Origin of the sequence: Natrinema sp. CBA1119 (assembly GCF_002572525.1) — an archaeon.
Classification (GTDB): domain Archaea; phylum Halobacteriota; class Halobacteria; order Halobacteriales; family Natrialbaceae; genus Natrinema.
Genome location: NZ_PDBS01000001.1, coordinates 2,687,543 through 2,713,934, shown reverse-complemented (window position 1 = coordinate 2,713,934; position 26,392 = coordinate 2,687,543). Strand labels below are relative to the sequence as shown.

At 63.8% G+C, this 26,392-nt stretch carries 25 protein-coding genes; 14 read left to right on the top strand and 11 right to left on the bottom strand.

Annotated features, from left to right (window positions below):
- Positions 1-3: 3 nt before the first annotated feature.
- From CP556_RS13450 to CP556_RS13435, 4 genes are read right to left on the bottom strand one after another with little or no spacing between them, the layout of a single operon-like run.
- On the bottom strand, positions 4-1,458 hold the full coding sequence (locus CP556_RS13450; RefSeq protein ID WP_098726091.1) for a sulfatase-like hydrolase/transferase: 1,455 nt from the start codon (positions 1,456-1,458) through the stop codon (positions 4-6).
- Complete coding sequence (locus CP556_RS13445; protein ID WP_098726090.1) at positions 1,455-2,576, bottom strand: glycosyltransferase family 4 protein; 1,122 nt, start codon at positions 2,574-2,576, stop codon at positions 1,455-1,457. The genes CP556_RS13450 and CP556_RS13445 overlap by 4 nt, the downstream gene beginning before the upstream one ends.
- Entirely contained in the window at positions 2,573-3,829 is a 1,257-nt protein-coding gene (locus CP556_RS13440) for a glycosyltransferase (protein WP_098726089.1), read from the bottom strand. The genes CP556_RS13445 and CP556_RS13440 overlap by 4 nt, the downstream gene beginning before the upstream one ends.
- On the bottom strand, positions 3,826-4,989 hold the full coding sequence (locus tag CP556_RS13435; protein ID WP_098726088.1) for a glycosyltransferase: 1,164 nt from the start codon (positions 4,987-4,989) through the stop codon (positions 3,826-3,828). The genes CP556_RS13440 and CP556_RS13435 overlap by 4 nt, the downstream gene beginning before the upstream one ends.
- A 351-nt stretch (positions 4,990-5,340) precedes the next feature.
- On the opposite strand from CP556_RS13435, the gene CP556_RS13430 reads away from it, so the two are divergent.
- From CP556_RS13430 to CP556_RS13420, 3 genes are all read left to right on the top strand, one after another.
- The gene (locus CP556_RS13430; RefSeq protein ID WP_098726087.1) at positions 5,341-6,048 is read left to right on the top strand and encodes a DUF120 domain-containing protein; all 708 of its coding nucleotides are present in this window, start codon (positions 5,341-5,343) and stop codon (positions 6,046-6,048) included.
- Positions 6,045-6,794 carry a 3,4-dihydroxy-2-butanone-4-phosphate synthase gene (ribB, locus tag CP556_RS13425; protein ID WP_098726086.1) on the top strand — a complete coding sequence of 250 codons (750 nt, stop codon included), beginning with the start codon at positions 6,045-6,047 and terminating at the stop codon, positions 6,792-6,794. Before CP556_RS13430 ends, ribB begins: the two co-directional genes overlap by 4 nt.
- 125 nt (positions 6,795-6,919) lie before the next feature.
- Complete coding sequence (locus CP556_RS13420; RefSeq protein ID WP_098726085.1) at positions 6,920-7,855, top strand: branched-chain amino acid transaminase; 936 nt, start codon at positions 6,920-6,922, stop codon at positions 7,853-7,855.
- A 320-nt stretch (positions 7,856-8,175) separates the two neighbouring features.
- Here CP556_RS13420 and CP556_RS13415 read toward each other — a convergent pair whose 3' ends face one another.
- Entirely contained in the window at positions 8,176-8,949 is a 774-nt protein-coding gene (locus CP556_RS13415) for a DUF502 domain-containing protein (protein WP_255291456.1), read from the bottom strand.
- A gap of 129 nt (positions 8,950-9,078) precedes the next feature.
- On the opposite strand from CP556_RS13415, the gene CP556_RS13410 reads away from it, so the two are divergent.
- Entirely contained in the window at positions 9,079-10,455 is a 1,377-nt protein-coding gene (locus CP556_RS13410) for an MFS transporter (protein WP_098726084.1), read from the top strand.
- 331 nt (positions 10,456-10,786) lie between these two features.
- On the opposite strand, the gene CP556_RS13405 is transcribed toward CP556_RS13410, so the two are convergent.
- The gene (locus tag CP556_RS13405; RefSeq protein ID WP_098726083.1) at positions 10,787-12,313 is read right to left on the bottom strand and encodes a stage II sporulation protein M; all 1,527 of its coding nucleotides are present in this window, start codon (positions 12,311-12,313) and stop codon (positions 10,787-10,789) included.
- A 187-nt stretch (positions 12,314-12,500) separates the two neighbouring features.
- Between CP556_RS13405 and CP556_RS13400 the strand changes: the two genes are divergently transcribed.
- Positions 12,501-13,694, top strand: coding sequence for an MBL fold metallo-hydrolase (locus CP556_RS13400; protein ID WP_098726082.1), 1,194 nt, complete (start codon positions 12,501-12,503; stop codon positions 13,692-13,694).
- Between the two features lie 392 nt (positions 13,695-14,086).
- Here the strand turns inward: CP556_RS13400 and CP556_RS13390 are convergent, their stop codons facing one another.
- Positions 14,087-14,446, bottom strand: coding sequence for a nuclear transport factor 2 family protein (locus tag CP556_RS13390; protein WP_098726080.1), 360 nt, complete (start codon positions 14,444-14,446; stop codon positions 14,087-14,089).
- A gap of 87 nt (positions 14,447-14,533) precedes the next feature.
- Here CP556_RS13390 and CP556_RS13385 point away from each other — a divergent pair, with 87 nt between their 5' ends.
- The gene (locus tag CP556_RS13385; RefSeq protein WP_098727402.1) at positions 14,534-15,037 is read left to right on the top strand and encodes a DUF367 family protein; all 504 of its coding nucleotides are present in this window, start codon (positions 14,534-14,536) and stop codon (positions 15,035-15,037) included.
- A 153-nt stretch (positions 15,038-15,190) separates the two neighbouring features.
- A complete protein-coding gene (locus CP556_RS13380; protein WP_098727401.1) occupies positions 15,191-15,340 on the top strand; it encodes a 50S ribosomal protein L40e in 150 nt (49 codons plus the stop codon).
- Between the two features lie 95 nt (positions 15,341-15,435).
- Here the strand turns inward: CP556_RS13380 and CP556_RS13375 are convergent, their stop codons facing one another.
- Positions 15,436-16,062, bottom strand: coding sequence for an MBL fold metallo-hydrolase (locus CP556_RS13375; RefSeq protein WP_098726079.1), 627 nt, complete (start codon positions 16,060-16,062; stop codon positions 15,436-15,438).
- Between the two features lie 409 nt (positions 16,063-16,471).
- On the bottom strand, positions 16,472-17,716 hold the full coding sequence (locus tag CP556_RS13370) for a plastocyanin/azurin family copper-binding protein (RefSeq protein WP_098726078.1): 1,245 nt from the start codon (positions 17,714-17,716) through the stop codon (positions 16,472-16,474).
- A gap of 368 nt (positions 17,717-18,084) precedes the next feature.
- Here CP556_RS13370 and CP556_RS13365 point away from each other — a divergent pair, with 368 nt between their 5' ends.
- The 5 genes from CP556_RS13365 (at position 18,085) to CP556_RS13340 (ending at position 22,851) form a co-directional block, all read left to right on the top strand.
- On the top strand, positions 18,085-18,276 hold the full coding sequence (locus CP556_RS13365; protein WP_098726077.1) for a DUF5786 family protein: 192 nt from the start codon (positions 18,085-18,087) through the stop codon (positions 18,274-18,276).
- Positions 18,276-18,851 carry an endonuclease dU gene (locus CP556_RS13360; protein WP_098726076.1) on the top strand — a complete coding sequence of 192 codons (576 nt, stop codon included), beginning with the start codon at positions 18,276-18,278 and terminating at the stop codon, positions 18,849-18,851. Before CP556_RS13365 ends, CP556_RS13360 begins: the two co-directional genes overlap by 1 nt.
- 597 nt (positions 18,852-19,448) lie before the next feature.
- Positions 19,449-20,045, top strand: a complete 597-nt coding sequence (locus CP556_RS13350) for a uracil-DNA glycosylase (RefSeq protein WP_098726074.1) — start codon at positions 19,449-19,451, stop codon at positions 20,043-20,045.
- Between the two features lie 91 nt (positions 20,046-20,136).
- Positions 20,137-20,799 (top strand): imidazole glycerol phosphate synthase subunit HisH, encoded by a 663-nt coding sequence (hisH, locus tag CP556_RS13345; protein WP_098726073.1) that lies wholly within the window; start codon positions 20,137-20,139, stop codon positions 20,797-20,799.
- 852 nt (positions 20,800-21,651) lie between these two features.
- On the top strand, positions 21,652-22,851 hold the full coding sequence (locus tag CP556_RS13340; RefSeq protein ID WP_098726072.1) for a Cdc6/Cdc18 family protein: 1,200 nt from the start codon (positions 21,652-21,654) through the stop codon (positions 22,849-22,851).
- A gap of 73 nt (positions 22,852-22,924) precedes the next feature.
- Here the strand turns inward: CP556_RS13340 and CP556_RS13335 are convergent, their stop codons facing one another.
- The gene (locus CP556_RS13335; protein WP_098726071.1) at positions 22,925-23,281 is read right to left on the bottom strand and encodes a hypothetical protein; all 357 of its coding nucleotides are present in this window, start codon (positions 23,279-23,281) and stop codon (positions 22,925-22,927) included.
- A gap of 140 nt (positions 23,282-23,421) precedes the next feature.
- Here CP556_RS13335 and CP556_RS13330 point away from each other — a divergent pair, with 140 nt between their 5' ends.
- Positions 23,422-24,543 carry a tRNA (guanine(26)-N(2))-dimethyltransferase gene (locus CP556_RS13330; RefSeq protein ID WP_098726070.1) on the top strand — a complete coding sequence of 374 codons (1,122 nt, stop codon included), beginning with the start codon at positions 23,422-23,424 and terminating at the stop codon, positions 24,541-24,543.
- A 58-nt stretch (positions 24,544-24,601) separates the two neighbouring features.
- Here the strand turns inward: CP556_RS13330 and CP556_RS13325 are convergent, their stop codons facing one another.
- On the bottom strand, positions 24,602-24,802 hold the full coding sequence (locus CP556_RS13325; RefSeq protein ID WP_098726069.1) for a hypothetical protein: 201 nt from the start codon (positions 24,800-24,802) through the stop codon (positions 24,602-24,604).
- Between the two features lie 232 nt (positions 24,803-25,034).
- Here CP556_RS13325 and CP556_RS13320 point away from each other — a divergent pair, with 232 nt between their 5' ends.
- Complete coding sequence (locus CP556_RS13320; RefSeq protein ID WP_098726068.1) at positions 25,035-26,351, top strand: YihY/virulence factor BrkB family protein; 1,317 nt, start codon at positions 25,035-25,037, stop codon at positions 26,349-26,351.
- Positions 26,352-26,392: the final 41 nt, after the last annotated feature.

The following is a 26,392-nucleotide window of genomic DNA, read 5'->3' as shown; positions in this document are numbered from 1 at the left end:
TGCTCATAGGTATCCCAGATCCTCGAGTCGCGCGCGGCTCGCCGCGTCTACCTCCTCGGCGAACGCCGACTCATCGTGCTCCTCGTCAGTGATCCAATCGCCGAAGGCGGACTCGAAGAGGCCATCGGGCACCGTCTCGTCGGGGCGTTCGACTTGCTTCGACGGCGGGCCGGAGACATCGTACACCGCCTCGGTGCCGAGCTGGTCGCGGTAGTACTTCCGATCGCCGCGATAGAGCACCCGCTGTCCCCGGTCCCAGTACGATTCGTCTCCGTCCTCCGGGATCCCGGAGCCCGAACCGACGATCTCGGTTCGAGCGCGCTCGCGTTCGAACGCGAACGGATCGAACGGCTCCTCGCTCGCGAGCGCGCGAATCACGTCGCCGAGATCGGCGTGAGAACTGAGCCCGTCCACGTCGACGGGAGTCTCTTCCGCGACCTCGAGGGCGCGGTCGCTCGTAGAAACGATGTCGAACGGAACGTGCAACAGCCCCTCCGAGAGGCTGCTCATATGGTTCATGAGGTAGCCGTCGGATTCGTAGCCGAGGTTTTCACCGTGGTCCGCCGTCACGATCAGGATCGACTCGCGGTCGTCGCCGGTCTCCAGTGCCCTCACGAGGTCGGCGACGAGCCGGTCGAGGTAGTCGACGGTCGCGGCGTACAGTCGGCGGACGTGCTCGACGGACGATTCGAACTCGCCGAGACCGTTCGCGGCGTTCACGTCCGAGTCCCGGAACGAACTCGAGTGGAACGCCGCGGAAACGCCGTGAATCGAGTCGTCCAACCCGCGAAACGGGGTGTGGGGGCCGTGGGCGTCCATGAGGTTGGCGAAGGCGAGCACCGGCCCGTCTGGCTCGGTGACCTCGCGCTCGAGGGCTCGAGCGATCGACCGACCGCCGAAGTCGGTCGGCTTCTCGATCGGCAGCTTCCGACTCACGTCGTCCAGTTTGAGGAGGACGCCGTTGGCCAGCGATCGCAGCGGATAATCGTGGTCGAGGGCCTGCCGGACGAAATCGGCGTAAGCCTCCATGCCCTCGGTCGATCGATTGGAGATGTGTCGCTGAACGTCCATCCCCGCTGGCAGCCTGCGACTCGGCGAGACGGGGACCGTCCGGTCGAAGAACCGGTCGAACCCGAAGACGGGACTAGCGTAGATGTTCGACGTGACGCAGACCGATTCGTATCCCGCCCTCGAGAGGGGCGCGATCCAGGTGTCCGCGACGTCGATCGGGTCGAACCGGCGCTGGTGAGCGTGGACGCCCGTTTCCGACGGGACCGAGCCAGTCAGCATCCCGGCGTGGCTCGGGACGCTCCAGCCCGCGAGCGCCCGCATCCCCTCGAAGCGGACGGACGCCAGTTCCCGGAGTCGGGTCGCGTCTCGGTCGTAGACGTCCTTTCTGACGGTGTCGAGACAGACGACGACGATGTTCGGTCGGTCCGGTCGGTCGGCCCCGGTCATGTGAATTGCGCGAGTGCGGCGCTGAATCGGTCGCCCTGATTCGATTCGGTCAGGTCGGTCACGAGGCTTCGCTGCTCGCGACCGACGGCTCGGCGCTCCGACGGCGCCCGCTCGAAGCTGTCAAACAGACCCTCGAGCAGGCCCGCCTCGGTCGGCGGAACGACCTGTCGAGACGGCAGTAACTCCCGAACGCCGGTCGCGTCGGTGACCATCGTCGGCGTCCCCGACAGGATCCCCTCGAGCGCCGCGACGGGAAACGCGTCGCCCCGCGACGACTGGACGTAGACGCTCGCGCGGTCGAACCAGTCAGCGAAGGTATCCAGATCGACGAATCCGGGCGTGATCACGTGCGATCTGTCCGCGTACGCTTCCACCTCGTGGCCCTCGCCGAGGACAACCAGTCGAACGTCGGCGTCGACGGTCCTCGCAAACCGTCTGACCGCTCGAGTCAGTCGGTCGTAGCCGTTCGCGGGTTTGGCCTCGCCCGCCGAGAGGATCGTGAACGGATCCTGAGGCGAGTTCGGCGAGAGCGACGCGAGTCGCTCGTACTTCTCGGCGACGATCGGCGGCCGGACGTACGCGACCGGGACATCGCCGATGTACGGCCGCGCCCAGCGGTAGACGTCGTGACCGACCGCGATCACGCCGTCCAGCAGCCGGCTCGAGAGGGGTCTGAGACCGCGCCAGAGGTGTCGCGTCGGCCGCTCGGAAAGGGTGTCAAACGTCTCGTCTGCGGCGAGATAGACGAGGGTCGTTCCCGGCCGCCGCAGTTTGTACGCGAGTCCGGTCTGGAGCGGCGCGCTCCCCTCCGCGATGACGGTATCGTACGCCGGCAACGTCCCTGCGGTCCGAAGTCGATCGATGGTCCGCTCGGTGTTTCCGTTCGGTTCGGGCGCTCGAGCGCCGGTCTCGAAGTGACGACGGTCGGCGTTCACGGCGTCGGCAAAGACGCGGTGTGCGGGGTGTGCGTCGCTGTTCTGATAGAGCAAACACCGGTCGCTCGTCGCAGCGCGCCGCGGACGCGGCGTCTCCGTCCCCGTCTGTCCCACTGAATCACTGTCTCGACTAGCACCGCTCGAGTCGCCGCCTCGACCGCGAGCGGTCGTGCTCGCCGTCATCGATCCGTCGCCTCCTCGAGATCGGGGGGTTCGTCGGCGTCGTCGACCGGCTGTGATGCCTCCTCGATGCGCTGCTGGTCCGCGGTTCGTCTCGCTTCGGTCGGGCGCTCCGGCTGCCGCTGTGCTTTGCGTTCCGGTGTCTCGATGTCGGCGGCAGCCGTTTGCTCGACGACGTCGCGAAGCCCCTCGGCGAACCGATCGTACTCGTATCGCCTCGCAGCCGCCCGAATCTCCGTCGAATCGTAGTCGTCGGAATCGAACCGCCGAACCGCGTCCCGGATCGATGCGACCGTCGGCTCGAAGAGCAATCCCGTTCGACCGCCCCGTACCTGGTACCGCGTGAATCCCTCGTTCACGCCGAGCAGCGGCTTGCCGGACATCATGGCCTCGGCCCCGACGAGGCCGAAGTCCTCCTGTTTGGGGGCGTAGACGACCGCGGTCGCCCGCGCGACGAGCGATTCGATGTCCTCGACGTACCCCCGAACCTCGATGTTGTCGTAGTTCGACGCGAACTCCTCGAGTCGCTCGCGCTGCTCCCCGTCGCCGGCGATCACGAGGCGCTCGTCGAGTCCGGCGAAGGCCTTCGCGATCAGATCGATCCGCTTCTCGGGGGCGAGTCGAGACCAGGTGACGAAGTAGCCCTCGTCGCCGTCGTTGCGCCAGTCGCCGGTCACCGGCGGATAGATGACCGTGGCGTCGCGGTCGTAGAACCGTCGAATCCGATCACGGACGAGTTCGCTGTTCGCGACGAAGCGGTCAACGTAGTCGTTCGCCTCCTTGTCCAGCGCCCGCCACCCCTTCGCGTAGGCCTTGATCCCAGTCTCGACGAACGGATACTCGAACGAGGAGAGTCGATCGCGATAGAGGTCGTACAGCCACCGAGGCGGGCTGTGGGGATAGTGGACGATCCGCTGACCGACATCGGGGACGTAGTACTTCGACAGCGGCGCGCTCTCGAGGATCACGTCGTACGCCGCGAGATCCGGGTGGGCGTCGGTCATATCGAGCGCGACGTTGAGCGTCTCGAGGGGGTTCATTCCCTCGTTTGTCCACTCGAGGAAGGGCCGCCACGGCAGCGAGGTGTACTTGGCCTGCCGGAACGGGATCACGTCGACGTCGTCCGGGATGTCGGTCCCCTCGGCGACGTAGGCGGTGTAGATCGGTGCGTCGAGCACCCGGGCGGCCTCGAGTGCGAACTCCTCGCCGCCGCCGATGCCGGGGAAGCGATCGTGGAGGATCGCGACGTCCGTCACTGCAACACCTCCCGGAGTTCCTCGTCGGGCGACCAGGTGCCGTCGTGGCTCGCTTCGTCGCTGGCGACTCGAGCGCGGACGAGCGAGACGCTCGCCCGAAGGAGCGAGATCTGGGTATCGAACAGGGAGTACAGCGGCTGGAGCGGCCCGAGCGCATCGCGCGAGCCCAGCGCCGTAAAGGCGAGAACGCCGGCCGGAGTCGCCAGCCCGAAGGGCCCGGCGACCGCCAGCGACCCGATCGTGGCCACGGCGATTCCGGTGGCGACGAGCCACGGAGAGACGACCATGAACCACCAGTTGAAGGGCAGGACGATGCGGCCGTAGGCCCCGTGGCGGCCGAGTGCGTCGCGCTGTCGCCACAGCAATCGGAGGAGCCCCATCGCGCGGCGGTCCTTTTGCTCCCGGCGCTTACTGAATTCAGAGTGAGCGGCCTCCCTGTAATGGATATCGGGATCGAAGACGACCCGGTCCCCGTTTCGCCGGATTTTGAGCGCGAGTTCGGTGTCGTCGGCGATCGAGTCATCGTCGATTGGGACGATTGCGTCGCGCTCGAACGCCGAGAACGGGCCGTGGAAGATCAGCGTCGAGTCGATGTGGGACTCGAGGATCTGGATCATCGTCTGGATGTCGCGATACCCCTGTTCGACCTCGCTATCGCCGATGACCTCGGCGTTGCGGCCGGTCACCGCTCCCACGTCGGGATCGGCAAGGTTCGCGACCGCCGTTCGAACCGCGTCGGGTGCGAGCCGCGAGTCGCAGTCAGTCTTGACGACGACCTCGTTCGCCGCGGCGGCGTAGGCCTGATTCAAGGCGGTCGCCAGTCCTCGCCGCTCGTCCTCCCGGATGAGCGTCAGCTTCGGCTCCTGACGGCCGGCGAAGAAGGTCTCCACCAGCTCCGCCGTCCCGTCGTCGCTCGAGTCGACGACGACGATTTCCACGTTCTCCATGGGGTAGTCGAGTTCGACCAGTTCCTCGAGTTTCGACTCGACGATGGCGGCCTCGTTGTACGTCGGGAGGACGATACTCACCGACGGCTCTCGAGGCCACGTGTCGGCGGGCGTCCCCGTTGGCCGCCGAACGTAGTACACGACGAGGTAGATCAGATACGGGAGGCCCGTCAGTGCGATCAGCCCGAACAGGGCCTCGAAGAAACGTTTCATGCGAATGTACCTATACGCTCTATATTCTACGGTAAAACCGGTCTCCTTGCATTATAAAAGATAGAAATAGTTAATTTATTTATTCTACGAAAGTCATGACGTAGAGAAGGTCATCTTGCGCTGTAATCCAACAGACCGTATAAGCGATTACTGCGAAGAAATCGGCTATACGGTGGGGACGAAACGTGCTACTTGATCCAACGCACTCGAGCGGTATCGATCGGACCGGTGGCTTTTTCCACCCGGTCGGTCATTTCCGAGTACGCGATAAACGGTCGTGAACATCATCACAGTTCCGTTACGCATGCCACATTCGGTATACTTTTACGGGGCTACGGTATAGATGCGTGTATGTCAGTGCTAGCAGAGTCCGCCGTCGGGCACGACGAACTCGCCGTGCTCAAACTCCTCGCGCTCGAGGGCGGACTCGAGGGCGACGTCAAGATCTCCTGTTCTCACCTCGCGGAGCGCCTCGACGCGTCGAACCAGACCGCCTCGCGACGACTCCAGCGCCTCGAGAGCGCCGACTTGCTCGAGCGCGACACCGTCAGCGACGGCCAGTGGGTCGCGATCACGGAGATCGGGGAGCGAGCGCTCCACGCCGAGTACGAGGATTACCGTCGCATCTTCGAGACGGACTCCCAGATCGGCCTCGAGGGGACCGTCACCAGCGGGATGGGCGAAGGTCGACACTACATCTCGCTGTCGGGCTACCAACGCCAGTTCGAGGAGCGACTCGGCTACGAGCCCTTCCCCGGCACGCTGAACGTCGACCTCCGCGAGGACAGCGTCCGCCGGCGCAGCGCCATGGCCTCGCTCGAACCCGTCCCCATCGACGGCTGGGAGTCCGACGAGCGGACCTACGGCCCCGCCGTCTGCTACCCCGCGACGATCGAGACCGCCGACGGCGAGACCTACGAGAACGCCTACACCATCGCCCCCGAACGCACCCACCACGACGACGACCAACTCGAGGTCATCGCCCCCGAAAAACTCCGGGAGGAACTCTCCCTCGAGGACGGCGATCACGTCACCGTCTCCGTGGGGGATCGCGAATGACGGGGCACCACGCCGGTCCGCAGTCGAATGCCGACGGCGGAACGAATGCCGACGGTGGAACGAACGCCGACACCGGGGCGAACTCGAGCGTCGATCCGCCTGCGAACTCGTTCGAGCACGCCCTCGAGTCGCTCCGGGCGGGCGAGCCGATTCTCGTCCACGACGCGGCCGACCGCGAGGGCGAGACGGACCTGATCTATCACGCTGATAGCGTGACACCCGAGGCCGTCACCCGATTGCGAAACGACGCCGGCGGCCTGGTCTGCGTCGCGCTCGGCCACGATATCGCGGAGGCGTTCGACCTCCCGTTCTACTCGGACGTGATCGATCACCCCGCGACGGCCGACCACGAACTCGGCTACGACGACCGATCGTCGTTCTCGCTGACGGTCAACCACCGGGACACCTATACCGGGATCACCGACGACGATCGCTCGACGACCATCCGGGCGCTCGGCGACGCCGCCGCCACACCTGACGAAACCGAGTTCGCCGCGGAGTTCCGGGTCCCCGGCCACGTTCACCTGCTCAAGGCCGCGCCGGACCTGCTCGTCCAGCGCGAGGGCCACACGGAACTCGGGGTCGCCCTGGCCGAGGCCGCCGACCTGTCGCCCGCCGTCGTCGTCTGCGAGATGCTCGACGATGAGACCGGCGAGGCGCTTTCGCCCGCCGACGCCCGCGCCTACGCGGACCGCCACGGCTTCGCCTACCTCGAGGGTCGCGAGGTCCTCGAGCGCTGTCGGTAGTCGCCGTCGTTTCGAATCGGAGCGCACCGTCGACGTTCCGAGAGAACGACGCGAAGTTCCCGGTAGACCGGTTCCTCGAGCGGAACCGCGAACACTTAGTACGGTGGCTTGCAACACTCCCGATCATGGGATTCGACGAGATGGACGTCGACACGATCTGGCTGGACGGCGAGTTCGTCGACTGGGACGACGCGCAGATCCACGTGCTCACGCACGGACTCCACTACGGATCGGGCGTCTTCGAGGGCGCGCGCTGTTACGACACCGACAACGGACCGGCGCTCTTTCGCTGGGAGGAACACTTGGAGCGCCTGTTCCAGTCCACGAAACCGTACGAGATGGACATCGAGTACACGAAAGCGGAACTCACCGAGGCGACGAAAGCGCTCATCAAGCGCCAGGAGCTTCCCTCCTGTTACATCCGGCCGATCGCCTTCTACGGCTACAACTCGCTGGGCGTCAGTCCCGAGGACTGCCCGACCCGGACCGCCGTCGCGGCGTGGCCGTGGGGTGCGTACCTCGGCGAGGAGGCCCTCGAGAACGGCATCGACGTGATGATCTCCTCGTGGCGAAAACACGCCTCGAGTCAGATTCCGACGAACGCCAAGACCACCGGTCTCTACGTCAACAGCATGCTCGCCGGCGAGGAAGCGCGCCGGAACGGCTACGCGGAAGCCATCGTCCTCAACAAGGAGGGGAACGTCGCGGAGGGCCCCGGCGAGAACGTCTTCCTCGTGCGCGACGGCGAACTCTACACGCCCGGGCTCTCGGAGTCGATCCTCGACGGCATCACTCGAGATTCCGTCATTCGGATCGCGGAGGATCTGGGGTACACCGTCCACGACAACGTCTCGATCTCGCGCGGCGAACTCAACACGGCCGACGAGCTGTTCTTCACCGGCTCCGCGGCCGAAGTGACGCCCATCCGGAAAGTCGACAACGTTGTCATCGGAAACGGCTCCCGCGGCCCCGTCACCGAAGAGATCCAGCAAAAATTCTTCGAGATCGTCGAGGAAGGCTCCGAGGAGTACGACGAGTGGTTCGAGTACGTCGACGTGTAAGGAGAGCTGATTCCCGACAGCAACGCGTCTGATCGATCTCGAGATAGCGACTTCAGGACGAAGTGAACCGGATTCTTCTACTGATCTGTGCACGATTGCGTGCTGTGGCCGGGAGCGCGCCTCGAGCACTGCGAGAGGCGCGCGACTCGGGGGAGGGCAGGCGGTCAACCGACACTCACCGCGAGCGACCGCAGGGAGCGAGCGGGCCGACGACTGACTTGGAGCGAGAGAAACGAGCGGAAAGGAAGGAGGAGTGCTTTTGATCGACCTTTTGCCGAGCGAACGACCGACGGGAGTGAGCGCAGAGCAAAAGGTCGGTGTTAGTCGTCGTCGGCGCGGTCGGTTCCGGCGCGGTCGGTTCCGGCGCGGTCGGTTCCGGCGCGGTCGGTTCCGGCGCGGTCGGTTCCGGCGCGGTCGGATTCGTTCGCTTTCGCGTCGTCGATAACGTCGATGGAGATGCCGGCGTCCATGCCGCGGTGGTTGGCGTCGCCGAAGCCGGCGCTCAGGACGCGGGTGAGCGCGTCCTCGACATCCTCGTCGAGTTCGGTGATCTCGTCGGACTCGACTTCGACGACGTACCCCGTCGTGATGTTCGGCGAGGTCGGCAAGAAGAGTACCTCGCGGCCGTCGCCGGTCACCTTTCCGGTCTTGAACGCCGTCATCCGTAGCCCCTCCCAGGTCTCGATCTTGACCGGTTTCTGGAGCGAATCCTGCTCGCCGAAGGCCGTCTCGGCGGCCATCTTCGAGGCGTTGTAGACGACGCGAATCACAGGAACGCGGTTCGCGATGTTGTCGACCAGCCGTTCGACCAGCCCGCCGACGGTCGTCCGCATGAGATAGCCGACGGAAAACGTGAGAATGACGAAGACGGTCAACGCGACGATCACGCGAAGGAACTGCGCGAGTTGCTCGCGCGTCTGGACGGCCTGATCGCTCGAGCCGGGAATAAGCGGCGTGAGCGCGCCAGAATCGAGAATGAGACCGGGCGTCAGCCCGGCAACGAGTCCGTAGAGCCAGTAGATCGCGTAGAGCGTAACGAGGATGGGACCGAGGACGACGAGCCCGCTCGCGAAATCCCGCTTCCACGAAGCCATGTGCTGGATCTCACACTACTGGCTAATGAGCCCTTCCCTTTGTCGTATCCCACGCTGTCAGCGTCGGTGGCAGCGCCAGCGTCGGCCGACGGATCAAATTTCAAGCCGTCGGCCTGCGAAGCGACGCGCATGAGCCTCGAGCAGGAGTCCACGGATCAAGAGGCCGATCCGCTGGATCCGTTCCGGCAGTTCTTCGCGCTCGAGCGGGACGTGCTCGTCCTCTCGGTGGCGATGTTCGCGTTCAGTCTCGGCTTCCAGATGACGAGCCGATACATGGCCGAGTACATGTCGGCGCTGGGCGCGTCCGTGTTCGTCGTCGGGCTGTTCGGGACGTTCGGGAACGTCATCAGCGCCGTCTATCCCTATCCGGGCGGAGCGATTTCCGATCGAATCGGCTCGCGGTACGCCCTGACGGCGTTTGGCCTGTGCTCGACGCTCGGCTTCGGGATCTGGCTCGGTGCGCCCGCGCTCGCCGGCGTCTCGATCGGCTCGACCTCTCTGGCCATCGTCGCGATCTTCGTCGGACTGGCGCTCTCGCAGGCCTGGAAGTCGTTCGGGCTCGGGGCGACGTTCGCCATCGTCAAGCAGTCCGTTTCGCCCTCGAAACTGGCCGCCGGCTTCGCGAGCACCGAGACGTTCCGCCGCACCGCCTTCCTCGTCGGCCCGCTGCTCGCCGCCGCGCTCTTCTCTCCGTTCGGCTCGAGCGACGGCGAGATCGTGACCGCGTTTCAGCTCATCCTGCTCGTCGCCGTCGTCTTCGGCGTCTTCGGGACCGTCGTCCAGCACGTCCTTTATCGGTCCGCGGACGACGATTTCGGCACGGAGTTCGAGGGAGCGTCACGGCTCATCGCCGACCTCCGGGCGATGCCCGACGAGCTTCGACCCCTGCTCGTGGGCGATACCCTCGTCCGGTTCGCGAACGGGATGGTCTACGTCTTCTTCGTGATCGTCGTCACGCGGTTTCTCGAGGTCGGTCTCTCCGTTTCCCTGCCGGCCGTCGGCGCGGTCGACCTCTCGCCACAGTCGTACTTCGGGATCCTGCTGGGGATCGAAATGGTGGTCGCCCTGGTGACGATGATTCCGGTCGCGAAGGCAGCCGAACGCGTCGGCCTCAAACCGGTGGTCACGCTCGGGTTCGCGGTCTACGCGATCTTCCCGATTGTGCTGATCAACGCGCCCGAAGACGCGGCGGTCCTCGCGGCCCTCTTCGCGTTCTCGGGGCTGCGGTTTGCGGGGCTGCCCGCCCACAAGGCGCTGATAGTCGGCCCGGCCGAACGGGGTGCCGGCGGCCGGGTGACCGGCGCGTACTACCTCCTGCGGAACCTGATCGTCATCCCGAGCGCGGCGCTGGGCGGACTGCTGTGGGACGGGTTCTCGAACCCGCTGACAGGCACGCAGGTGTTCGCCGGCGATCCGACGGTCGCGTTCACCATCGCGACGGGGATCGGGCTCGTCGGTACCGCCTACTTCCTGATGTTCGGGAAGGAGTTCGAGGCCTATCAATAGTGGCGTGGGAACCTCTCACACTATATCTCGCTCAGTCTGATCAACCGACGTGCGGTGGCGCGCGCTGTCGGCCGTCTGAGCGTTAGCGAAGGCGGCCGATGATATTGTGCGAGGGATGAGCGAATAGTGCGGGACCAGAGGTCCCGCATACCATGCGAACGGGCGCGCAGCGGCCGTGAGCAGACGAAGTGAGCGAATCGGCTGGGGAGGGCGTGGCGATCCCCTGCTGCCACGCTAGCAGGTCGCTTCATCTCACTCAGTACTAGCAGAACCCACTGTTCCATTCGCACGAGAGACGTATCGAACGGTCTTCGGAGAGAACGGCGCTTCGCTAGAGAAAGAGCCGATAGTAGAACGGACTGACGAACCCCTCGATAACCGCGGCGATCGCCAGCAGGATCCCGATCCCGATCAACACCCAGAACGCCCGCTCGAGCGCGTCCGCGAAAGCCGTTCGACTCGCGCGACCCCGCCACGTCCGCCACGCGGTGACGCCGACGGACACCCCTAGCGCTCCCGCGATCAGGATCGCCGGGATCTCGAGAACGCCGTGGGGAACGACGAACGCGGCGAGTTCCAGCGGATCGACCTCGAGGCGGGCCATGATCCCGAGGAAGACGCCGTTGAACAGCAGCGAGACGATCGCGGGGACCGCGAGCGCGACTCCGGCGTAGGCCGTCGTGAGCGCGACGAACCAGTTGTTGCCGAACAGGTTGGCCGCCATCGTCGGCGGGAAGATGCCCTCGAGGCGAGCCGCGATCGACGCGTCAAACGTCCCGACGTAGGGTCCGGCGGCGGCCCACCCCATCCAGAATCCGAGAAGACCGAGGCCGAGGACGAACGCGTGCGTCCCGGGCCGCGCCCGGACGAACGACACCATCTCGCGCCAGCCGCGGCGGAGTCCGGCCCGGACCCCGTCCCGAAGGGATCGCGTCCGTGGCTCCGGCGGATTCAATCGGTCCCGATAGCCGCAGTAGACGGCGGATTTGAGCAGATCGAGGGCCGGCATCGCGACCAGCGCGGAGACCAGCGAGCCGACGGTGACGACGTCGACGAGCGAGAACAGTCCGGTGAGCGTCGACAGTCCGACCAGCATCCCGATCGCGATCACGTAGTAAAAGGCCGCCTCCACCGGTTGCGCGCGAATGAACCCCGCGGCGCTCCGCAGCGATCCGAACACGCCCGCGTCGTCGACGACGACCGCGACCGGCGCGAAGGCGAACAACGCGCGGACGACGAGTAGGACGACGAACGCGACGAACACACCGAGCAAGACCACGGGGAGAGCGAGTGCCGCGGACCCCGTCGCAAGCGAGACGATGCCGCCGAACAGCGTCGCTCCGATGCCGATGGCACCGAGTACCGCCACCCAGCACAGCCCCTCGAGGAGGAACAGGCCGAGAAACCGAAGCCAGTAGCGGCGAACGCCGTCGATCCCGGCGATCAGGCCGCGCTCGTCACGGAGCCGACCGTAACAGGCCGCGAGCTGGCCGGCGGCGACGACGGCGGACAGCACCACGAACAACAGGACGCTCGCGATGATCGTCACGACGGCGAGGACCGCTAGCGGTAGCGTCACCAGCTGGTCGAAGATCGGCTCGAGGCCGCTCGCCCACGCGTCGAACGCCTCGGGATCGGCGTCGGGGCTCGGCGGGGGATCGAGTTCGACGAGGTGTGTTCGGATCGCCTCGAGGCGTCCGGACCTCGAGAGGAAGAGATACGCGATGCCGATCGCGAGAAACGGAACGACGCGGACGATCGCGGGAATCGCGACGCCGAGCAGGTACAGGGGGAGGAGATCACCCGGGCGACGACGAAAGACGGCGATGACGGCGGCGACGAAATTTGACAGAGCCATACCCGACGGTTGAACGGCGTATCAGTTAAATGAACGCTCTCGGCGGCCGTGAACTGTAACCGGTCGACGCCGCGTCGAAACAGCTGTCGCGAAGTCGATGGCAATCCTGGCACCTGCCGCGCTGTCGGTGACGACCCTGGCAACTGACGACTCAGTATTTAGGTCCCTCGTCGCCGTACGGTCGTGTATGGTCACCACAATCTCGCCCGAACGGCTCGCAGAGTTGCAAGACGAGAACGCCGATTTCGCGCTCGTCGATACCCGTCCCGAAGACAGCTACGAGTCCTGGCACATCGCGGGCGCGCTCCACTTTCCGTTCGGTCCCGAGGAAGAACTGGACGGCCGACTCGAGGACCTCAAGACCGTCGTCGGTGACGCCGACCGCGTCATCACCGTCTGTGCGAAGGGGCTCTCCTCGGGCAATCTCGCGACGCGCCTCGAGTCGGCGACCAACGAGTACGAGGTGGCGGCCGTCGACGGCGGGATGAAGGGCTGGAGCGGGGTCTACGACCGAGTTGAGATCGATGCCGGTGACGGGCTGACGATCGTCCAGATTCAGCGACGCGCGAAGGGGTGTCTGGGCTACGTCGTCGGCTGTGCGGAGACGGGCGAGGCCCTCGTCATCGATCCGACCGCGGACACCGACGAGTACGCGGCCGCGGCCGAGGAGGCCGGTCTGACCGTTACCGGCGTGATCGACACGCACGTACATGCCGACCACATTTCCGGCGGTCGCGATCTGGCGGACGACCTCGAGGTACCGTATTACCTCAGCGAGCGCGCGAGCGAGCGCGACGTCGAACGGGAGTACACGCCGCTCGAGCGCAACGAGGTACTCTCGGTCGGCGAGCGCGAGGTCAAGGCGGTAGCCGCGCCGGGACACACCAGCGAGATGATCAATCTGCTGGTGGACGACGCGGCGCTGCTGACCGCCGACACGCTGCACGTCGACTCGACGGGGCGGACGGAACTCGAGTTCAGGGAGAGCGAGGCACGCAGTGCCTCGGAAGATGCGAGCGGTGGAACCGCGAGCGAGGGCGAGGGAGAGAGAGGGGCTCGAATGCTCTACGAGACGCTCCACCGGACGATTCTGGCCGAACCCGAGAGCGTCGTCGTTCTTCCGGGACACGTGACGGTCACCGCCGACGGCGAGTTCGAACACGGTGCACCCGGCGAGCCGATCCGGACGACGATCCGCGCTGCGCGGACGGGGATCGACCTGCTCGGACTCGAGGAGGACGAGTTCGTCGAGCGCATGGCTGATGCCGGCGAGAAGCCGTCGAACTACGAGGAAATTATCGAGTACAACCGCGGCGTAGCCGAGGTTCCACCCGAAGAACGGGTCGAACTCGAATTGGGACCGAACAACTGCTCGGCGTGAGTCGAACGCTCCGGCGCGACCCGTTTGGCCGCAGGGTTCGATTCGCCGTGGGAAGGCTCGTGTTTCGCGCCGGCGACGCCGCTCCCAATCGCCGCGCCGCACTCGGTGCACGCGACGAGGTAGAACCGCTTCGACGCCGCGAAGAAACCGGTCGTGGCATCCATTTCGACGAACTCGACATCGGTCTTCTCCGAGAGAGTTGCGTCGCATTCGGGGCAGTGAACCATGTCCGTAGATTGGTTGGCTATCCTGGAAGAATTTGCGCAGGACACTCTCCCGTGTCCATACTCGAAACGGGAGTCACTAGATCCCGCTCGAGAACTCGCACACGAGACGCACGATACCGTACCCGCCGTCATCGCCGGCCGCACGACACGACACTACATTCGTCGTCACCGCGAGTACGTCTCGAGTCGAGCCAGCCGTCCGCCGTCGGTTTCGAAGAAGTCGGCGAATTCGAAAAGCGTCGTCCCCGCTTCGATGACGCGGCCGCGCACCGCGATCTGACCGTCCTCAGCAATCACCGACTCGAGGTCGTGACTGGTGTCCGGGTTCGGTCGCTTCTCGCGCATGAATTCGACGAACTCGTTCCGACTCTCGAACGTCCGATCCGGACGGTGCTGGACGAACTCCGGTGAGAGAGTCTCCTCGAGCGCGTCGTAGTCGTGGTCGTCGAGTGCGTCGTAGTATCGCCGGACGAGGGCGCGCATATCGCCGTCCGAGTCGTCTCTCGCATCCGACTCCGTATCCATACCACTCCATTCGTCGCCACCGGCAAAAACGTACGACTCCGGTCCTCGAACCGTATGCTTTTCTCTCGGCTCCTCCTCTCATCCGTCGTGGAGTGTCACGTCTACTACGAGGGCGACGACGACCCCGAGAAGTGTACCGCGCGTCGCCTCGAGAAGTTCGATAAAGCGACCCTCTATCGGTCGATGGGGCAGGTGCCCTACGGGGTCGTCCTCAACCCCCACGCCGAGCAGGCGCTCTCGCCGGCGGATCTCGAGGAGGGGCTGGGGACGCTGGTCGCCCTCGATTGCTCGTGGGAATCCGCCGAAGCGGCGTCGTTCGAGATGCGCGGGGTCCACCGGGCGCTCCCCTTCCTCGTCGCCGCGAATCCGATCAACTACGGTCGGCCGTTTCGGCTGACCACCGTCGAAGCGCTCGCCGGCGCGTGCTGCATCTTCGACGAGTGGGAGCGCGCCGAGGACCTCCTCGAGCCGTTCCGCTGGGGCGAGACCTTTCTGACGCTCAACGAGGAACCGCTCCGCCGCTACAGCGAGTGTACGGACTCGAGCGAGGTCGTCGCGGTGCAGGAGGATTATCTAGCCGACGAAGAGTGACGGAGTACGGCATGACGGATCGACGGTGGCGACTGACTCCCGTCCTCAGTTCCCAGCGGACAGCGTATCGCCACCCGTCCGCGACCGTTTGTGAGAGTCGAACCGCGCCAGTCGGATCACAGCGATTAAATGCACCACGGGCGAAGGCGGGGTATGGCCAGCTTCGATGCCGCTGAGAAACGAACGCTCGAGAAGATGATCTGCATGCGCTGTAACGCTCGCAACTCCAAGCGAGCCAACCGATGCCGGAAGTGCGGCTACAAGAAGCTTCGCCCCAAGGCGAAGGAAGCACGCGCCGCATAATCGACCGCGACGGATCTCCAATATCGATCCGTTTTCTTCCGCTTCCTGTCTTCCAGTGACGACGCCGTCCGAACCGCGGACGGTCGAAACGGCTGCTACTCGTCGGGATACTTCGGTTCTCGCTTTTCGGCTCGCTCGAGCGCCGTCGCCACTACGTCGCGCACGTCGCCGTGGAAGACGCCGCCGTGGCCCGCATACATGTGTTCGACGCCGGCAGACTGACTACCGTCGGGCATGCGCTCGAGCAGGTCCCGAATGCTCTCGATGAGTCGCTCGCGGGACTGGCCGGCCATGTCGGTGCGGCCGAAGCTCCCGTACTCGAACGCGCCGTCGTCGTGGACGACCACGTCGCCGGAGAACAGCGACGAATCGGAGACGAACGAGACGTGATCGTCGGCGTGTCCCGGCGTGTAGACGACGTCGAAGTCCTCGTCGCCGATCCGGACCGTATCGCCGTCGTCGATTTCGTGCGTCCGCGTCGGGTGATCGTCGTAGGCGTACACCTCGGGATCGAACGCATCACAGACTGTTTCGAGCTGGGCGACGTGATCGCCGTGCTGGTGGGTCATGACGACGGCCTCGAGGTCGTCGGTGTGCTCGCGGATCTCGTCGACGACGCCATCCATTGCACCGGCGTCGACCAGCGTCGTCCGATCGCCGACGACCAGATAGGCGTTGCACGTGAACGTCTCCGCGTCCTCGGTGACGTGGTGAACCTCCATACGGGGACACTTGCGGGCCGACGGCAAAAACGGTGGCATCGCTACCGCAGGAACTCTCGCCGAGAGCCCCCTACGGACGCTATCGATTCTCGAGTGATATTCGTCCAGCAGTAGTTGGGAAGACGGTCTCTTTATTCAGAATTTGGTGCGAAACTGAGCAGTCCAGTTCGGTAACTACAGATGCGAATGCGACATTGCGGAAGAGCCCACGCATCTGCGATCGGAGCGAGCGGTTATCCGCTGGAGCGGAGTGAAAAACCACAAGGTGGCCTTTTGGAGGTATCGGATTTGTCGGGGCTTGAAGCGAGCGTCGAAGGCACTCACCGATACCCCGACGAAAGAGGGTGGTCACCGCGATCAGCCGATGATGTCGAAACGAAAAATAACCTGTTAGAGCCAGAGTCTTTTGTTAGCCGGATTGGATGGGAGTGCCGCTCGGATCGAGCACCCACCACACCTCGTTGACTCCTTGTCCGGTGGCGTCGCCCGGTTCTTCGTCTTGAGTGAAGTGGTACAGTGGCCGGTCGTTTGCAACCACTTGCATCTCACCGTTTTGTCGTTCGATTGTCGTAAGGGGCGCTGTCACGCCGTCGCCGGCAGTAGGCTCGCCATCGACTGTAAGCGGCGGCCAGGTCACGGCACAGTTCCCGTAGCAGGTGCTTTCACCCCCCGCTTCGGCGTCGGGGACGAACATATACAACGTCATCTCATCCGGACCAACTAGAATCTCTCCGTACTCCGCGTGGTCGCGGACCTGAACGGTCGCCGTAGCTTCAGCGTCTTCATCGGCTTCACCGGCGTCACCGTGCTCCAGCGTCACGTCCGCGAAGCGGTCGATATCGGCGAGGACGTCCGTGAACGGGACTGCCCCTCGGTCTTGAATCGACAGCGGATCCAGTGAGTCCGCGCCGAGTATCTCCTGGGGCGTCACCCAGGTCCACTCACACCCCTCGTTTTCGTCGCTGGGTGCATTGAGTTCGTGTTCGAGGAACTCCTTGCTGAACGGTGGAAGGAGTGGCGGGTCCTCACTCCCTTCGAACGTCTCCACGTAGTCGGGGAGGTCTTCTTCTGTGAGATCTCCGACGACAATCCGCATATCCATCCCGAGAATGTGGTGTGGCCCACAGTACACGTCGTACACGCCTGATTCGGTGAATTCGTAGAGCCAAGCGCCACCAACGTTCAGCACTGGCGACGAGAACGGTGGCACTCCGTCGGGCACCCGCTGTTGGAAGCCCATACCATGGTGATAGGCCGTAATCGAGTGATCAGGGGATACGAGAGTGAACTGCACGATATCGCCAGCGTCCACGTGAATTCCGCTCGGCTCAAAGTGAAAGAACAATGGCCGACTTGGATTCTGTGGATCCGCTGGCTCATTCGTGTGGAGTTCAACCTCGTGATCTGGCGCGAGACCGTCGGGAATGTTAGCGGCGTCAGCTGTCGAATACCCGAACTGAGGGTCAATCTGTTGGGAGGGCTGATCTCCACCATCTTGGTCGTCGTCGCCGGACGCAGCCGTGATACCGCTTCCCAGTGATACGACGGCCCCCGCGCTCAATGCTTTTAGTACAGGCCGCCGTTCAAATCGCGCTACTGTGTCACTCAGATTGTCGAACGATTCCTCTGGTGTCTCCCCATCAAGTTTGGTCATGTTCTCTCCCTGAGTGCAGTTCTCTTGCACCCCATCGAATGGAACAGCCGTGCACGATTATACTGTCATGAAAGTTTTGATAATAAACATAGCATTAGTAAGTAATGTGGTGGAGGACCCAACTGAATCTTGAGAATGCGTATTGGTAACACATAACTTCCGAGAAGAAGTACCCAATTAATCAGTATATCGCCATATTTGAGAATCTGCTTAACGAGTTCTTGCGGCGTGTTACGTCAATCACCAGTACTCACAGCATCCCAGCATTGGGTATAGTTCGAGATCTATAGTTTCGTTGAAAACTCTGAGACCGCTGAGACCGCTATTACCGCTGATTTTTTTACTCGGACTCTCGTAGGTAACACCGTATGGGATTCGGGAGCTACGATGAATCCGAACAGCAGGACGTTGACGCTGACTTTGACGACGAGGACGCAGTGACATCGGAAGAGAACAGCCACGACGGAACGATCGAATTCGAAAACGGCGCGTCCAGCGACGAGTTGCTCGACCGACTTAAAGCCATCAAAGACGACAGCGACGACGAAGACGACGGCTGATGAAGTCCGGGGTGCGGGCGCTGGGCATCGCCGAATCGTACCGCGACGATTGGACCGGCGGCCGAACCCGAAGTACGCTCGCCGGCGCCGTCGTTCGCGCCGATCGCGTGTTCGACGGGCTCGCGTACGGCTCCTGTCGCGTCGGCGGTACCGACGGAACCGCTGCCGTCATTGACCTGATCGACGACCTCGGCCGACCGGACGCCAGGTACGTCCTGCTCGGCGCCGTCGCCCCGGCCTGGTACAACCTTCTCGATCTTTCGACGATACACCGCGCAGTCGACCGACCGGTACTCGCCGTTACGTTCGAAGCGAGCGGCGGCCTCGAGCCCGGTCTTCGCGACGCGTTTTCGGGAGCCGAACTCGAGGAACGACTCGAGACCTACCGGGCGTTACCGGAGCGACACGAACTGACGATCAACGAGGAGACCGTCTACGTGAGGTGCGTGGGTCTCGAGCCCGCCGACGCCGACGAAGTCGTTCGGGCGTTCACGCCCGCGGGCGGCCGTCCGGAGCCGATTCGGATCGCGAGGCAGGCGGCTCGAGCGGCTGATTCGTACGCTCGGTCCGTTTAGAGATCCCCTCCCCGAAACGAGCTCCATCGGAGAGCGTACGATCGCCGTTTTCCACCATTGCTATCGGTTTCGCAGCACCGGATTCCGAATTTCGCGTCGATCCTGCCAAAATACGTTCCTTCTCCGAGTCCGAATCTAAGCGATGATGGATACTAGTACAGTTCTCCGTTGCGTCGGTGCTTTTCTCTTCGTCTATATAGGGGCCGCAGTTTGGGTCGTTCTTTTCACCGGCGGAGAGGACTGGGTTGGGATAGTTTTCGCTCCTGCGTATGTGTTGATCGTACTCGTCGCGTTTGGGATAGCTGGGGCAGGATACTGGGCCGGTGAGAAAATGGGACTCGGGGAGTGAACGGTGGAATCGAACCGGCCGCGTTCGTCCACTTGTTGGATGATACGGGTTACAGGTACGGTTGATAGTTGTTCATGATCCATCAACAGTTCCCTGACACAGAGCTTAAGCGACATTCGGAAGGTGCGATAGCGGCTCCAAAAATCGATGCGTTGGTCTATTCACCGCCCGATGCGTTGGTCTATTCACCGCCTCCGAACGGTATTCAAAGGAGAAAGACGTAGTAGGTGGCCGTTCGAGCCACGACCATGGGAGAGATGGAAGATCTCTGCGTGACGGACTGTACGCGCTGTCCGGCGCTCGTCGACTCTCGAAGCCGGATCGTCAACGGTGCCGGACCCGAGGATGCAGACCTGCTGTTCGTCGGCGAAGGGCCTGGTGCCAAGGAAGACGAGCAGGGCGAACCGTTCGTGGGCCGCAGCGGTACCGTCCTAGACGACGGGCTCCGAGACGTCGGCCTCGCACGGGGCGACATCCGTATCAGCAACTGCGTGCGCTGTCGCCCGCCGGAGAATCGCGATCCAAAAAAGGACGAACTCGCGAACTGCCGGGGCTACCTCGAGCGGGAGATCGATCGCCTCGATCCCGAGGTGATCGTCACGCTCGGGAAGGTTCCGAGCGAACACCTCCTCGAGCGCTCGGTCGCGGTGACCAAGGAGGCGGGCGATCTCGAGGAGATCCGGATCGACGGGACGCCCCGCCGATTGCTGATCTGCGTGCACCCGGCGGCGACGCTGTACGACCGCAGCCAAGAGGAGACGTTCGAGAACGCCCTCGAGCGGGCGGCGGATCTCGCAGGCGTCACCGATCACGAGGGCGGGCAGTCGCGACTCGACGGCTTCTGAGGCGGGTGTTGCTCACCGGAGATAGCGAACGCGTCCGGTGAAAATTGACTGGAAGGGGAATACATTTTACCGCGCCGCACCGATTGCCGGTATGAGCACCGTTTCGTCTCCACAGGAGCAGTCCCTCGCCTCCGTCGTCATCGTCGACTACGGGCTGGGGAACCTCCGCAGCGTCACTCGCGGCCTCGAGCGCGCGGGTGCCGACGTCGAGATCACTGACGACCCCGCCGCCTTCGCCGCGGCCGACGGCGTCGTCCTGCCCGGCGTCGGCGCGTTCCGCGAGGGCGTCGAGAACGCCGACCCGCTCCGCGAGGACCTCCTCGAAGTGGCCGACAGCGGCACCCCCCTCTTCGGTATCTGTCTCGGGATGCAGATGCTACTCACGACGAGCGAAGAGGGCGAAACCGACGGCGAGTCGGCCGTCCAGGGGTTGGATCTGATCCCCGGAACCAACGTCCGATTCGCCGAGGGCCAGAAGGTTCCGCACATGGGCTGGAACGAACTCGAGGTCCAGCGGGATCACCCGCTCGTAGCGGGCGTGGACGGAAACTACGCCTACTTCGTCCACTCCTACTACGCGGCCCCGGACGATGAGCACGCGACGGTCGCGACGACGGACTACGAACTCGAGTTCCCGTCGATCGTGGCCAACGAGGCGGGGAACGTCTTCGGCACGCAATTCCACCCCGAGAAGAGCGGCGAGACGGGGCTGCAGATTCTGCGGAACTTCGTCGAGATCTGCGCCGAAGAATGATTTTGACCGCGAACGACCACTGGGAGTGAGCAGTCCTTTTTGGTCTAGGTTTTTGCGTGAGTGGGGATCCTGCGGAACTTCCTCGGGAACTGCGCAGCGGAGTGGGGGTACTGGAGTTGGTCAAGAAACGTGACTGCATCCACCAGATGGAGAGAGCTGGACCGAGCCAAGTGACGGAGCGACACACCCCGGAGTTCCGCTGTAAGTCCCCGTGATACTGACCGAAATGCGATATTTCGACCGATCTGGCTGAGTCACGAATCCAACTGTCACGTCGTCCGAACCGGGAGACAGTGCTCTTAAATACTACTGGTGTGTCACCATCCACTGAGTGTTTTGAACGCAAGTACGTTCGGTCGGTTTCGAACGCAGAATTGTCACTCGAGTCGATTCATGCCAGTACCGCCGTCCACCTAATCAATCTCTTGAGCCGGTCTTTCACATGATCTATACGCTCGAACCATCGTTTCTGGTACGCTCCCACCACCGCGTCGTTACAGCGGCACCACGGGGTGTGTGACTCCGAATACAGCGGCACCGAGGGGTGATGAACAGCTGTATCAGCCCATCTATAAACCGTTCCGATGAGATACAGCAGAAATTCGGTGCGCAACTGCAGGTGAACCCGGCGAATCGGCTCTCGAGAGGAAGGTTCCGAATACGATACAGCGAGACCGCACGGTCACGGACGAACAATACAGCGGAAATACGGAGTTGTCTTCCGGCTATACAGCGGCATTGAGGGGTCTAAATTCCCAGCTTTAAATCCTCTAAAGAGCATTCAGACAATATACAGCGGCACCACGGTCCGAATGGGTTAAGTGGTCTCCGCTGAATCGTTCGACCAACTGAATGTCCGACTCGATGGATTACTTCGGCAGCGAAAATGAGATCTTCCGGAATAAGGAACTCCTGCAGGTCTCACACCTTCCGGACGGCGACCGGATTATCGGCCGCGAGGACGAACTGACGAACCTCGCGAACGCGATCAAACCGGCCACGCGCGGGAACACGCCGAACAACGTTCTCGTCTACGGAAAGACGGGCACCGGGAAGTCCCTCTGTTCGAAATTCATCACGAATCACGCCGTCGAGCGTGCGAAGGACAACGACGTATCGATCGGCGTCGCCTACGTCGATTGTCTCCAGGAATCGACGGAGACACAGGCCGTGCAGTCGGCGGGTCATCAACTCAACGAGCAGACGGAAACGGAGATCTCGATCCCCCATTCGGGGTTGAGTACGGCCGAGTATTACCGCCGCCTCTGGCGCATCGTCGACACTCGGTACGATGTCGCGCTGATCATCCTGGACGAAGTGGACAAGATCGAAGACGACGAAATCCTGATGCAGCTCTCGCGGGCGGTCGAATCGGGAAAACTCACCGAGAGCACGATCGGCGTCATCGGAATCTCGAACAAAGTCCGGTACAAGGACTCGCTGGACGAGCGGATCAAATCGAGCCTCTGTGAGCGGGAGTACGTCTTCTCCCCGTACGACGCGACCCAGATCCGAGAGATTCTCCGGTCGCGCTCCGACGCGTTCCACGAGAGCGTTCTCGAGGACGGCGTCGTCCCTCGCGTCGCCGCGCTCGCAGCCCGCGAACACGGCGACGCGCGAAAAGCGATCGATATCCTCCGATTCGCCGGCGAGATCGCCGAGGAGAACGACCACGACGCCGTCACGGAGGACTGCGTCGATCACGCTCACGAGCGCGAGGAGACCAGTCGCCTCGCCGAACTGATCTCCAAGAGCCCGAGTCACGCGAAACTGGTTCTCGAGGCGATGGCGCTGCTCACCCAGCAAAAGGAGGGGGACGACGCGCCGATAACGACGAACGAAGCGTACGACCTGTACAAGCGATTGTGCGATCGCGATCAGTCCGAGCATCTGAAGCTCCGGCGCGTCCGGGACATCCTTTCGGAACTCGAGTTCCTCTCGATTATCGACCAGGAGCGCAAGTGGGCCGGCAGAGGGAAAGGGAACTACATGGAGAATCGGCTGATCGACGATGCGAAAGTCATTATCGCCGCTTGCAACGAATCCGAATGACGGAAATCGATCGACCGACCGGTAATTCGAACCCGAAACGACGGCAATAACAGTTACGCACAACGGTAATCGGCTACAGCAGTTCGCGGACCTCCGAGTACCACATATCGTGGTAGTCGACGTGGCCGACTCGACGAGCGATCGCGACGGCCAGCGAGTGCCAGCATTTCTCGGTCGGATCGTCCGCGTCGAGGTTGTATTCGCTGTCCTTGCAGGTACAGCCGCCGTCCTCGACGATGTACTCGTCGTCGTAGCCGACGACGATCGTGAAATCCCGGTAGGCCTTCACTCGGTTTTCGCCAACCGCCTCGATGGCGCGAACCCCGCGGTCGCCGTGGACCTGCGAGATGTCGCCGACAATCGCGGGCGTGAGTTCGCCGGCTTCCTCGAGGGCGGCTTGCCATCGCTCGACGGGGTTGGCCTCCGACACGAACGGAACTGTGTCCCCAACTGTAAAATCGGTTTGGTTGTTGTACCGCGACCGTGGACCGACCGGATCCGCCCCGGTTTCCGGCCGCTCGAGTCGCGCGAGACCACACCGCTTTTCGCCCGCTACCGACGAGACGTGGTATGCGCGTCACTGAGGGCGGGGTCGAACTCGAGGTCCCCGGCGAGCAGACCGAGGGCATCGAGGAGGCGGTCTTCTACAATCCGCGACAGGAACTGAACCGGGATCTGACGATCGCGACGCTGCGAGCCTATCGCGAGCGCGAGGATCGCGCCACTTCGTATCTGGACGCGATGACCGCGAGCGGCGTCCGCGGCGTCAGGGCCGCCGCCGACGGCTGGGAGGTCACCTGCTGTGACGTCGACGAGGAGGCGGTCGCCCTCGCGCGGGAGAACCTCGAGCGAAACGACTGCGACGAGCGGGCGCGGGTCGAACACCGCAACGTCTCCGCCCTCATGCACGAGGAGCCGTTCGACGTGATCGATCTCGACCCCTACGGGACGCCGATGCCGTTCGCCGACGCGGCCTTCGCGAACTGTCGGGACCTCGTCTGCGTCACCGCGACGGACACCGCGCCGCTGTGCGGGGCTCACTTCAACAGCGGCGTCCGCTCCTATTCCGCGATCCCCCGGAACACGGACTACCACGCGGAGATGGGCGTTCGAATCCTTATTTCGGCACTCGCACGCAGCGCCGCGCGCGTCGACGTCGGCGTCGAACCGCTCTTGACCCACGCGACCAGCCACTACGTTCGGACCTACCTCGAGCTCGAGCACAAGCCCACTGCGGCCGACGCCGCGATCGACGAGTTAGGCCACCTCTACCACTGCGAAGACTGTCTCTACCGGGAGAGCGATTCCGGACTGATCGCCGATCCGCTCGAGACGTGTCCCCATTGTGGCGGGAATCGAATGCTCACCGCCGGTCCCGTCTGGCTCGGCCCCGTCCGGAATCCCACGTTCGTCGCCGCGGTCCGCGACGAAATTCCGTACACGTTCGATACCGCACCTAAGGCTCGAGAGCTCTGCGACGCGCTCTCGGCCGAACTGGACGAGCCGACACACTACGACCAGCACAAGCTCTGTCGGAACTGGGGACTGCCCGCGAACGCGATGGATGAGTTCCTGACCGATCTTCGCGAGGCGGGGTATGCGGCCTCGAGAGCCCACTATGGGGGAACGACGTTCAAGACGGACGCCAGCGTGGGCGAGATCCGCGCGGCAACCGAAGGAAACCTCGACTGAACAGTCGGGTCCGAGTCTCGGGCGTCGCCGCGAGTCCGCTACTTGAGGTCAGCGTAGGCTACTCGAGGTCAGCGTAGAGGCGAACGAGCCCGCACTCGGGACAGCAGACGCCCTGTAGCTCCGCCCTGTTCTCCAGGCCGATCGTTCCCAACAGCCCGTCGCGTTTCCCGGTCGAGATCAACAGCCGACTCGACTCGGTGTCGCGGACCTTCGTCTCCTCCATCGTCACGCCGCAGTCGGGACAGCGTCGTTGCTCCATGCGATGGCATTGGATATTCAACACAAAGAAGCTCGTCGTTTGCGTGATCGTCACGAGATCACGGGAGACGACCGATAGCGTGACGCTATCGATCCGGGCCGCCCGAAACCGACCGCTACAGGTCGCCGGGCCGCACCGGCTCGAGAGTACGGACGGTCCGTCCGGACGTAACGTCCCGTTGGGGACCTGTGTTCGGTGATTACATATTGGGCGGTACCTCGAACGGCGGGTCGTGATCAATCGGGGACGAGGGGTGGACCTGACGAGACGAGTCCTTCGGCTCGCGAAGGACCAGCAGTTGACGCTGCTGGCGGCCGGGGTCGCCTTCTACGGCTTTCTCTCGCTGGTACCGCTCATGTTGCTGGCGCTCGGCCTCGCGGCGTCGATCGGCGGCGAGGCCCTCGCGGACCGCCTCTCCGCGGCCGCGACCGACATCCTCACCGTCCAGGCCCAGACACTGCTGGCCGACGCCGTCACCGACGAGACCGGGCGGCGCGGGGCGACTGTCGTCGGCATCCTCGGCCTGCTGTGGGGCTCGAGCCGCGTCCTCCGAGGGCTCGACCGGGCCTTCTCGCAGGTCTACGGGACGGTCGGCGAGAAGTCGCTGCTGGATACGATCTGGGACGCGACGATCGTCTCGATCGTCATCGCGGTCGGTCTCGCGCTGCTAGGGGCGCTCGAGCTGGTCGTTCGATTCCTGCCGGGGCTCGAGGTGACGATCGCGGTGGCGGTCGTGGGACAGCTGTTCGTCGTCTTGGGGCTGTTCGTCACCTTTCTCCCGCTGTACGTGATCTTCCCGGACGCGAACGTCGGGATCCGCGAGGCCGCACCGGGGACGGTCATCGCCGCGGTCGGCTGGTTCGTCCTGAGCCGGACGTTCTCGCTGTACGCCGGCCTGCTGTCGGAGTACGCGGTCTACGGTGCGCTCGGGGCCGTGTTCCTCGTCCTCGTCTGGCTCTACGCCGGCGCGATCATCCTCGTCTTCGGTGCGGTCCTCAACGCAGTCCTCGCCAACCGTGAAGTGGATCGGCAGCTACAAAGTCCCGGACATCGACAGATTCCGACAGAAGCGATGACCGACGACGCCACGGGTGCCGACGAGGGGGCCACGGAGGACCGGGCCAGTGACCGCGCCAGCGCGAGGGCGAGTCGAACGAGCGCTCGGACGCGCGACCGCGCGGACGACCCCGAGGTACTGCGCGAAGAGATCGAGCGACTGCGCGATCGCGTCGACGCCTTCGAGGACGACGTCGAGAGCCGAACCGTCAGGAAAGAATCTCTCGAGAGCGAGCTCAAACGCTACGTTCGACGGCGAGTACGACGCGGCCACGCGACCGATTGGGGGCCATACCTCGTCTTGCTGTACGGAACCGCGATGTCGATCGCGGCGTTTTACTTCCTGGCGGGCGGCTGGTCGATCCTCGCGATGTTCGTCGTCTGGACCTCGACGCTCGGCCTGTACGTGCTGATGGTGCTGTTCGGGTTCGGAATCTCTCTGCTCGGACTCCCCGGTCGGCTGCGCAATGCGATCGGCGATCGGCGTTCGTGAACCGCCGCGGCGACCGACGCTTGAGCACACGCGCCCGACGA

Coding starts and splice junctions, on each gene's coding strand:
- CP556_RS13450 (WP_098726091.1), bottom strand. CDS start 1,458: ATGACCGGGGCCGACCGACCGGACCGACCGAACATCGTCGTCGTCTGT.
- CP556_RS13445 (WP_098726090.1), bottom strand. CDS start 2,576: ATGACGGCGAGCACGACCGCTCGCGGTCGAGGCGGCGACTCGAGCGGT.
- CP556_RS13435 (WP_098726088.1), bottom strand. CDS start 4,989: ATGAAACGTTTCTTCGAGGCCCTGTTCGGGCTGATCGCACTGACGGGC.
- CP556_RS13430 (WP_098726087.1), top strand. CDS start 5,341: ATGTCAGTGCTAGCAGAGTCCGCCGTCGGGCACGACGAACTCGCCGTG.
- ribB (WP_098726086.1), top strand. CDS start 6,045: ATGACGGGGCACCACGCCGGTCCGCAGTCGAATGCCGACGGCGGAACG.
- CP556_RS13420 (WP_098726085.1), top strand. CDS start 6,920: ATGGGATTCGACGAGATGGACGTCGACACGATCTGGCTGGACGGCGAG.
- CP556_RS13415 (WP_255291456.1), bottom strand. CDS start 8,949: ATGGCTTCGTGGAAGCGGGATTTCGCGAGCGGGCTCGTCGTCCTCGGT.
- CP556_RS13410 (WP_098726084.1), top strand. CDS start 9,079: ATGAGCCTCGAGCAGGAGTCCACGGATCAAGAGGCCGATCCGCTGGAT.
- CP556_RS13405 (WP_098726083.1), bottom strand. CDS start 12,313: ATGGCTCTGTCAAATTTCGTCGCCGCCGTCATCGCCGTCTTTCGTCGT.
- CP556_RS13400 (WP_098726082.1), top strand. CDS start 12,501: ATGGTCACCACAATCTCGCCCGAACGGCTCGCAGAGTTGCAAGACGAG.
- CP556_RS13390 (WP_098726080.1), bottom strand. CDS start 14,446: ATGGATACGGAGTCGGATGCGAGAGACGACTCGGACGGCGATATGCGC.
- CP556_RS13380 (WP_098727401.1), top strand. CDS start 15,191: ATGGCCAGCTTCGATGCCGCTGAGAAACGAACGCTCGAGAAGATGATC.
- CP556_RS13375 (WP_098726079.1), bottom strand. CDS start 16,062: ATGGAGGTTCACCACGTCACCGAGGACGCGGAGACGTTCACGTGCAAC.
- CP556_RS13370 (WP_098726078.1), bottom strand. CDS start 17,716: ATGACCAAACTTGATGGGGAGACACCAGAGGAATCGTTCGACAATCTG.
- CP556_RS13365 (WP_098726077.1), top strand. CDS start 18,085: ATGGGATTCGGGAGCTACGATGAATCCGAACAGCAGGACGTTGACGCT.
- CP556_RS13360 (WP_098726076.1), top strand. CDS start 18,276: ATGAAGTCCGGGGTGCGGGCGCTGGGCATCGCCGAATCGTACCGCGAC.
- CP556_RS13350 (WP_098726074.1), top strand. CDS start 19,449: ATGGGAGAGATGGAAGATCTCTGCGTGACGGACTGTACGCGCTGTCCG.
- hisH (WP_098726073.1), top strand. CDS start 20,137: ATGAGCACCGTTTCGTCTCCACAGGAGCAGTCCCTCGCCTCCGTCGTC.
- CP556_RS13340 (WP_098726072.1), top strand. CDS start 21,652: ATGTCCGACTCGATGGATTACTTCGGCAGCGAAAATGAGATCTTCCGG.
- CP556_RS13330 (WP_098726070.1), top strand. CDS start 23,422: ATGCGCGTCACTGAGGGCGGGGTCGAACTCGAGGTCCCCGGCGAGCAG.
- CP556_RS13325 (WP_098726069.1), bottom strand. CDS start 24,802: ATGGAGCAACGACGCTGTCCCGACTGCGGCGTGACGATGGAGGAGACG.